The organism is Falsiporphyromonas endometrii (genome assembly GCF_042654485.1).
Taxonomy (GTDB): Bacteria; Bacteroidota; Bacteroidia; order Bacteroidales; family Porphyromonadaceae; genus Porphyromonas; species Porphyromonas endometrii.
On the sequence record NZ_JBHSGO010000154.1, the window covers coordinates 1 to 9,120 of the forward strand.

6 protein-coding genes and 1 pseudogene are annotated in these 9,120 nt (G+C 41.2%); all 7 read right to left on the reverse strand.

Annotated features, from left to right (window positions below; translation table 11 throughout):
* Positions 1-272 precede the first annotated feature (272 nt).
* Positions 273-1,028, reverse strand: coding sequence for a succinate dehydrogenase/fumarate reductase iron-sulfur subunit (locus ACFO3G_RS04845; protein WP_380078503.1), 756 nt, complete (start codon positions 1,026-1,028; stop codon positions 273-275).
* Between the two features lie 21 nt (positions 1,029-1,049).
* Positions 1,050-3,002 carry a fumarate reductase/succinate dehydrogenase flavoprotein subunit gene (locus ACFO3G_RS04850; RefSeq protein ID WP_380078513.1) on the reverse strand — a complete coding sequence of 651 codons (1,953 nt, stop codon included), beginning with the start codon at positions 3,000-3,002 and terminating at the stop codon, positions 1,050-1,052.
* Between the two features lie 21 nt (positions 3,003-3,023).
* Positions 3,024-3,677, reverse strand: coding sequence for a succinate dehydrogenase cytochrome b subunit (locus tag ACFO3G_RS04855; protein ID WP_380078505.1), 654 nt, complete (start codon positions 3,675-3,677; stop codon positions 3,024-3,026).
* A 967-nt stretch (positions 3,678-4,644) separates the two neighbouring features.
* On the reverse strand, positions 4,645-5,031 hold the full coding sequence (locus ACFO3G_RS04860) for a T9SS type A sorting domain-containing protein (protein WP_380078507.1): 387 nt from the start codon (positions 5,029-5,031) through the stop codon (positions 4,645-4,647).
* A 298-nt stretch (positions 5,032-5,329) separates the two neighbouring features.
* Complete coding sequence (locus ACFO3G_RS04865; protein ID WP_380078509.1) at positions 5,330-7,942, reverse strand: carboxypeptidase-like regulatory domain-containing protein; 2,613 nt, start codon at positions 7,940-7,942, stop codon at positions 5,330-5,332.
* A gap of 71 nt (positions 7,943-8,013) precedes the next feature.
* Positions 8,014-8,541, reverse strand: coding sequence for a GLPGLI family protein (locus ACFO3G_RS04870; protein WP_380078511.1), 528 nt, complete (start codon positions 8,539-8,541; stop codon positions 8,014-8,016).
* Positions 8,542-8,645: 104 nt separating this feature from the next.
* Positions 8,646-8,996: pseudogene (locus ACFO3G_RS04875) on the reverse strand (DUF2284 domain-containing protein); the annotation flags it as partial.
* Between the last annotated feature and the right edge of the window lie 124 nt (positions 8,997-9,120).

Sequence of the window (9,120 nt, forward strand, 5' to 3'; positions counted from 1 at the left end):
ATGGTGTGTTAGATTCTGCGGACATTAAGTGTTTTTATAAGACGCTAAAGTAGTGATATAAAATATATTATGAAAAATTATTCCTAATGACGGTCATTAGAATTTGACGCCTAAAGACAAATCTGGGTTGAAATGCTCATCTGCATAAATAAGGTGTTGGGGAGACTCCAATATGCCCTTATCTATTTTAATCGGATACCAATAATTGATGAACAACAAAAAGGCTGTACACCGATCTGTACAGCCTTTTATTAATCATATAGATAAATCAATCAGTCTTTGAATTTTGCTTTGATAAACTCTCTATTGAGTCTTGCGATATTGCTGATTGATACATTCTTAGGACATTCCATTTCGCAAGCACGGGTATTGGTGCAATTACCAAATCCGAGCTCATCCATCTTAGCTACCATATTCTTAGCACGTTTGGTAGCTTCCACCTTACCTTGTGGAAGTAAAGCAAGTTGACTGACCTTGGCAGAGACAAATAGCATTGCACTACCATTCTTACATGCTGCTGCACAAGCTCCGCAACCGATACATGCAGCTGCGTCCATAGCCATATCTGCATTCTTCTTAGGAATAGGAAGAGCATTTGCATCGGGTACACCACCTGTGTTTACGCTGACGAAACCACCTGCTTGAATAATCTTGTCGTAAGCTGATCTATCTACCATCAAGTCTCTGATGATTGGAAAACCTGCTGATCTCCAAGGTTCGATGGTAATGGTGTCACCATCGTTGAAGTGACGCATGTGTAGCTGACAGGTAGTAATACCGGTGTCAGGTCCGTGTGGGTGTCCATTGATGTAGAGAGAACACATACCGCAGATACCTTCGCGACAGTCGTGGTCAAATACTACCGGCTCTTCACCTTTTGATATAAGTTGCTCGTTTAGGATGTCGAGCATCTCAAGAAATGAGCTTCCCTGAGAGATATTTTGAAGATTATATGAGACGAGAGCCCCTTTTTCTTTAGGACCTTTTTGTCTCCAAACCTTGACAGTTATATTAATATTCTTGTCCATTGTAATTTGCTATAAAAGGGGTTAATTCTTGTAGTTACGAGTCTTTCTTTCTGTTTCTTCATAGATAAGCGGCTCTTTGTACATAACCGGATCTTGATCCTCACCCTGGTATTCCCAGCAAGAAACATAAGAGAAGTTTTCGTCATCACGCTTAGCTTCGCCCTCTTCAGTTTGGTGTTCAAGTCTGAAGTGACCACCACAACTTTCTTCACGGTCAAGAGCATCATGAGCCATCAATTCGCCAATTTCGATAAAGTCGGCAAGACGAATAGCTTTCTCAAGCTCTACGTTTAGGTCGTCAGCCTTACCTGGAATACGAACAGACTTCCAGAATTCTTTCTTAAGCTCCTTGAGCATCTTTATTCCTTCTTTCAGTCCTTCTGCTGTACGTCCCATACCAACATGTTCCCACATGATGTGACCCAGTCTCTTGTGCAGGCTGTCGACAGATTCGTTGCCCTTTACATTCATCAATCTGTTGATCTTATCCTTAACAGCTTTCTCTGCTTCTTCAAATTCTTTGCTGTCGGTAGAGAATCTTGGTACTTGGATTTGATCTGCCAAATAGTTTTGTATTGTGTAGGGGATAACGAAGTAACCGTCTGCAAGACCTTGCATAAGTGCAGATGCACCAAGTCGGTTTGCACCATGGTCTGAGAAGTTTGCTTCACCAATAGCGAATAGACCCGGGATAGAAGTCATCAGCTCATAGTCTACCCAAATACCACCCATTGTGTAGTGGATAGCCGGATAAATCATCATTGGTGTTTCGTATGGATTGTCGTCTACAATCTTTTCATACATCTGGAAGAGGTTGCCATACTTTTGCTCTACTACATCTTTTCCAAGACGTTGAATTGCATCAGCAAAGTCGAGGTATACAGCAAGACCACTGGCGTTGACACCGAATCCGGCATCACATCTTTCTTTTGCAGCACGAGAAGCTACGTCACGAGGTACGAGGTTACCAAATGCCGGATATCTGCGCTCCAAGTAATAGTCTCTGTCTTCTTCCTTAATTTGTGTTGGCTTAAGTTTACCTTCACGAATAGCCTTGGCATCTTCCAGTTTTTTTGGAACCCATATACGTCCGTCATTACGAAGCGACTCGGACATCAATGTTAGTTTGGATTGGAATTCGCCGTGTACCGGGATACAGGTCGGGTGAATCTGAGCCATACATGGGTTTGCAAAATAGGCACCCTTCTTATAGCATTGCCAAGCAGCCGAACCATTAGAGGCCATAGCGTTGGTAGAGAGGAAGAATGTATTGCCATATCCACCAGTTGCGATAACTACAGCATGAGCAGAATAGCGTTCGATCTTACCTGTGATAAGGTTTCTTGCAATGATACCTCTTGCACGTCCATCGATAATAACAAGATCAAGCATTTCGTGTCTGTTATATAGCTTAACAGAGCCTTTTGCTACCTGTCTTGAGAGAGCTGAATATGCGCCCAAAAGTAGCTGCTGACCGGTTTGACCGCGGGCATAGAATGTACGTGATACTTGAGCACCACCAAAAGAGCGGTTGTCGAGTAGACCTCCATATTCGCGAGCAAAAGGTACACCTTGTGCAACACATTGGTCGATAATTTCGTTAGAAACTTCAGCTAAACGATATACATTCGCCTCACGAGCTCTATAGTCACCACCCTTGATTGTATCATAGAACAGACGGTATACAGAGTCACCGTCATTTTGGTAATTTTTTGCTGCATTGATACCACCTTGTGCTGCAATAGAGTGTGCGCGACGAGGTGAGTCTTGGATACAGAAGTTGAGTACATTAAATCCGAGCTCTCCGAAAGAAGCAGCTGCAGATGCACCAGCCAAACCTGTACCAACAACAATCACATCCAAACGTCTTTTGTTGGCCGGGTTAACCAGCTTTTGATGACTCTTATAATTGGTCCACTTTTGAGCTAAAGGACCTTTAGGTATTTTTGAATCTATCTCTTTCGTATCAGTGATATTTTAGAATGGAGTGATTGTTTATCCTTTATAGATAAAACCGAAATAACATGCTGTGATGACATAAGTAAGCATAATGAGTGTAGCTAATACTATGCCAATAACTCTAAGTCTCTTGAACCAGATTTGGTTGTTCCATCCAATGGTTTGGAAAGCTGACCAGAAACCGTGTGTCAAGTGGAACCATACTGCTACGAACCAGATTAGATAGCAAACAGTCACGATAGGATTTTGGAAGGTCTTTACTACCAAATCAAATCCTTTGTCTCCTTCGTTGCCCATCCATTCCTGAAGCTGCATATGCTGCCAGAAGTGAGTGAGGTGAAAAGCCAAGATACCAAGGATAATGATTCCTAATACGAACATGTTTTTCGCATTCCACGCCACAGGAGTCTTAGAAGATGAGCGATAGCGATCGTTACCTCTGGCGCGTCTGTTTTGTAGGGTAAGTACCAGAGCATAAATGATGTGAATAATAAATCCGAATGCTAGCACAGGTACCATAACTTGCACAATCGGATTTGTTCCCATGAAATCGCAAGCGGCATTGTATCCTTCAGGAGAGAATACGGCCACTAAGTTGATCGATCCATGCAGTGTTAGAAACGTGATAAGGAATAAACCGGAGATACTCATCACCAGCTTACGCCCAATCGAAGAACTTGTTAACCACATAAATTAAAATTGTTTAGGTTTATAATTGCTTTATTTCAAAATGTTTAGTTCGCATCAATACAAACCGGATGTGATACAGCGAATCATCAGAGGATTGTTGTATCAAATAGCTTTGTCCTAACCCGTCAGACTCACATATCGTTAATCTCTCACACCCATTTACAAAAGGCTAAAATTGTCTCCGTTGTTACAAAATTATCCTTTCTCTTCCCAATAAGACAGCCTTGCCCTATTGGAATAACAAAGATATAGCTTTTATCTTGTATTTCTTCTTTCTTATTTGTCTAAATGGGTAATTTGTTCGAATTAAGAGTTGTATAAGCCGGGTTTGCCCGTTTTATCAACAGATTTTAGATACTTACCATGGCTTTTGAATATACTTCTATTAAGTTGAGTCAATTGTATTTGTGTGTTAGAGGATTCTGAGACTGTTGCACAAATGAGGTATGCTCGATGAATTGTAAGGATGGTAGCTCCTTCGTACAATATTCTATTTTGGTTTATTGCGGTCCAATAAAAGATGAAAGGGGATTATTAAGGCCTCTCAATCAATGAATTTATGCTGTTGAGTAGTTCTGTTCAAAATAATAAGCTCTCCCCATTGAGGAGCAAAGCTGTTTGTCTTACAAAGACTAAGTACAATATATAGACTAAATGTACAGAACAGATGACAGAGAATGATTTATAATTCAGAGTGAGGCTTTTATGAAATTCACGATTGTTGGTGTCATACCCGCACTGTAATAATCCTATTCTGGTTAATAATTACCAAAGGACTTTTTGACTTGTACCCTTTTATATAGAGAAAGGGTATGTATCCTCAAAAAAGACACATACCCTTTGTTTTTCTATCGCAAAGATAAAGAGCCCCTTTTTTATTTCCTATCTCTTTGTCTTAGTTTGTTTCGAATCTTTATGCTGAAGACAAAAACAACTACCTAAGACAGGTACATCAGAGGCCTGACTATTATCTTACAATTACCTTAAATGCTTTGCTTTTGTCACCGGAAGTGACTTTAACTATATACATACCGCTCTTGACCGTGATTCTTAGATCACCGTTTTGATCCTTGTAAGTAGCAATGCACTTACCCGTGATATCGTATACGCCGATATCTGACGTTGCTTTGAGCGAGATGAATATTTCGTTGCTTACAGCATATACTTTAGCCTCATTCAAATCCTCTCTTTGCATTAGGTTGAAGTTTAATTCTTGACGCATATCAGAGTATGAAGCTCCGGCCTGCTGTGAAGACTCAAATCCTGCCTGGATTTGAGAATCTGAATAGATGTCTTGTGCTCCTAAAGCTGTTATTGAGAGCACTGCAGATAATAGGTAAATATATATTCTCATAGGCTTTGTTTCTTCTAATTCGATGCAAGGTAAGAATAATTATCTTTATTACATAACCAATATCTTGATTTTTACGTTGTTTTTTCTCATATGTCCTATTAAAACGATAGATTGCCAATCGAACCTTTTGTCTTTCTCAAGTCGGATGTTGTTATTAATCAAATGAAGCAGTGGCATGATGCGGGTTTAACTCCAATATGTAGATATGAAGAGATCTTTGAAAATATCATACAAGTTCTATTTCATTCTTCCTTATACTCCGTTGTAACAGCAACCGGAGTCAAGCCTTTCTTTCATATCAGAATGAAGTAATAACAGATAGCTCTACTGTCAACGGCCGAAGCTCGTATCGCTGTTCGAACACAGATGTTGGGGAATACATAGTGTTAAAAAACTCCTTGTCATTCAATATATTAGTAACTGCGAGCTTAAATCGCCACTGCGAAGACAAATCCCATCGGAGCGAAGCATCCAAAAGGCATATATTATTACCTTTTCCTTCCTTTTTTTCGTAATAGTGGTCAGCACCTATTTCAACATTGAACTTATTTGCCGGCAGGATCGTGAGAAGAAGCTTCTGATTGAACTGTCTGTTCTTTCTGGCATCTATATTTTTCTGCTTGTAACGAAGCATGGCGAGGGAGCAGGTATAGTTAAATTGGAGCTGCTTCAGTGGCTTCCCGAAAAAAATGAATTCGATTCTTGTATTCGATATGTCAGAAGAGGCTACATCGCCTGATTCATTTTGCATAAACTTGGTGTTAAAGGAGCTATACACTCCTTTCATAGATACTCCTCCCCTAATTGGACTAATCATATAGCTTACATTTCCTATGATATTAGAAGAACTGACATTATGCGGACGGTCAGCCAACCCTGAAATCATATAGTCTTCTACGAATGTCTGTGTGGGAAGCAACATATTCCTCGTATTCTGATAAAGATAGCTTAAGTTGCCAAAGAGGCCGCTCATCACGTCTTTATACTTCAAGGTTATCCTTCCTGCCATTCTCTTGTCAGTCGTATATTCCATTACTCCGGTCTGAAGAAAGGGATACTCTGAAATAATAGGGCTTCTATACAGGTCGAACGGACTTCTTGGAACGGCTTCGTAAGAAAGAGATCCCGAAAGGTCCCAATGAGTGCCTGCCATCCATCGGGCATAAACGGATGGGCCTGCCGTCCATCTGTAATATCCGGTCTCAGTATTTGCAATTCTATCTTTCACCGTAAAGCGTATGTAATTTAAGGGGAGGGAGACTGATCCGAAGAAAGATGCCAAATCGAGCGAAATGGTAGGAATGGCGAACGCCTTTAAGGCCGCATAGCTGTTCCTATTCGTTGCCGCTTCATTATAGTTCGTCAAGCCGAGTCCTTCCAGCTTGCTATTAAGCGTCCTGCGGGCAAGCATTACTCCCTCCGTAAGCCTGAGAGAGAACCGATTGAATGCAAAAGTCTGTACCATGCTGTTCCTCGTATAAATGTACGAGTTTCTAAGCTGCTCATTCAGCTTTTCATCTTTTTTCTGATTGTCAATGAGCAAGGTCTGCGGATTCCTTCCAAACGTAGTAATCGAATTGAATCCCAAAGTCTTTCTTCCGACTCTGACAAGCATGTTGAGGACATTCTTTCCTGACCTAATCTTATTTGCCGCATCATTTTCATACACGTTAGTACCTTGGTCAAAAATATTGGAAGTATTTTTACGAAAGATTGCTGAAAGGCTATTGTTGAGATAGTATCTTTTCGTATTAGCTTCAATTCTGACCGAAGGCACGGCATTCCACTCGTTCCATCTCCCATTCTCTTCCGTTACGACCTCCCAACTTCTCCCTTCGGGAAAAAAAGACTGCTTTAGATAAGAGGTCCTTTTATAATTTGCTCTTTCCAGTTCGACCTGCGGAGTCACCGTTAACTCTTTCCCTATCTTGAACTGAGAGTTTAGGCTGAGCATATGAGAGTTGTTGAACAGCGTCCTGTCTTCGCTCAATACACCAAGGGGAGAATATTTTGCAGAGACTGCATTATATGGCGTTCCCCAATCTTCTACTTCGGAAAAAACCGATGATGTCGAAGACATAGGAGAAAGGCTTTTTCCCATGTTATTTGTCTTGAGGGAATTTAGAGATTGGAATCGATCCGAAAACCTCATGGTGGCTGCATCTACGTTCCATCTGGCCGGAGAAGCTCCTATACCTGCCTGTAAGGCTCCGATCCATTTATCCTTGGCTTTATTCCTCAGCCTCAGGTTCAAGGCTACTTCGTTGGATCTTATAAGGTCTTCAAAGAGCTTTATAGACTGATGATTCTCGAGCACTTCCACTCGGCCTACGTCTGAATGCCTAATGCTGTTGACGGCCATGTTGTATTTTCCTCCCATAATATCAGACCCATCTACATAGAAATCGCTGATTTCCTGCCCCTGATACTTGATATGTCCGTTGTCAAGCACCTCTATGCCCGGCATCCTTTTCAGCACGTCGCTGATTGTCACGTCATTCTTGTGGGCAAAAGCAGAAGTGAAATAAGTGACGGTATCCTTAGACATTTTGATATCCGGAGACTTTACGACCAGTTCTTTCAGTTTAGTAATCTTTGGGTCGAGATAGATGTCATAAGACTGTTTGCCTTTTTCCAGCCTTACGGACTGAGAAACATATCCGACCATCTTAACTCTGAGAAATTTCGCCCGGCCAAGATCTGCCTTCTTAAATTCAAAGACACCTTGCTTGTCCGTTACAGTATAGCTTACTATATCATTTTCGCTATCTGTGGTAAGGAGGACTACGGCCGTTTCAATAGGCTTTCCAAGCTCCGTCACGCGACCTTTGATGGAGGTTTTCTGTGAAAAGGCTTCCGCCAATGCCATGATTATGAGCACTGAAAATATAAATGTCCTTCTGATTTTCATAATTTGATGGTTATGATGTTTCGATTCTATGTCATGTCTATCTCCTGTAGAGATTTTAGTGATATAGGAGACTATCTATAATCGGTTTCAAGGAGGTCGTTGTCTCCTCCGCCGAAGTCTGTCGAATTGACCGACATGCTCCCCGTCGTACTCATCTGGGCATATCCGTTCACTCCGATCCTCTTCATCTTCGCCTTCATTCTTAGAAGTTTTTTCCTGTCTGTCAAATTGTATTTTATGCCTTTGTGCTCCGTATATTCTATTGGAATGACTTCCTGTTTAAGGGATTGGAGCTCAAAAATGTAGTGTTTGCCCACATCCTGAATCTTAAATATCAATCCCGGAAGCCCGGAAAACTTCCATGGCCCTTTGTCGGTAGGGATGTCAGAAGAAAACCATGCTACATAATCCCTTCCCCTGTAATGGCATGTTGCTTTATGACAAGTATACCCCATAATGTCTGCGGTATCCGGTAAGATCTTCCACTCGGGCCGGTCGTTGTCTTCCGAATAGATATAACGATCCGTAAAAACGGCGTCTTGAACAGTCCTCCTGCCTTTCGGATAATTGCTATAGACCACTTCGGGCTCCGCCTGCATAAAGCCCCATAGTCAAAAGAAATATATCGAATTTACGTATACAATAATCTACTATTACATCGTATTTATTAAACTGTTTTGAGCTGATCTTCTACTCTAATGTTTTAGACATTTTGAAGATTAAGTTCGAACCCTACATTTTTGAGAGATAGCTTGATAGTTGGCTCATCTTCTTTATTTGTTAGCAGAATAGCTGAGACCAGACAATAGTATTGGGGAAGTAACCCATCTTTGCTCCAAAGTAGTTTGATATTGGCTACTTCTGACATTGTATTTGCCACATCACATCCCAAAGCTTCGATGGAGGGTCTTATCTTTTCGGGAAATCTACAGGCTTTGCCATGTTGTTTGGTGCAATCTTCCGGCTTGCAGAAATGACAATTCCCTGCAAAGCAAGCTCTTGAGCCATGGAATAATGATTCAGCTTTAAGTAGCATCTCATCCAATCTTTTGGTAGTATCCCTAAAAGTGTGTAATTGAAGTTTATCTTTGAGTCAAAATTAATCATTTCATTTATTTGTTTTGCTCATCCGTCAGGCAGACATGAAAAACACCGGGGGGATTGGCGTCCGCCCGGGG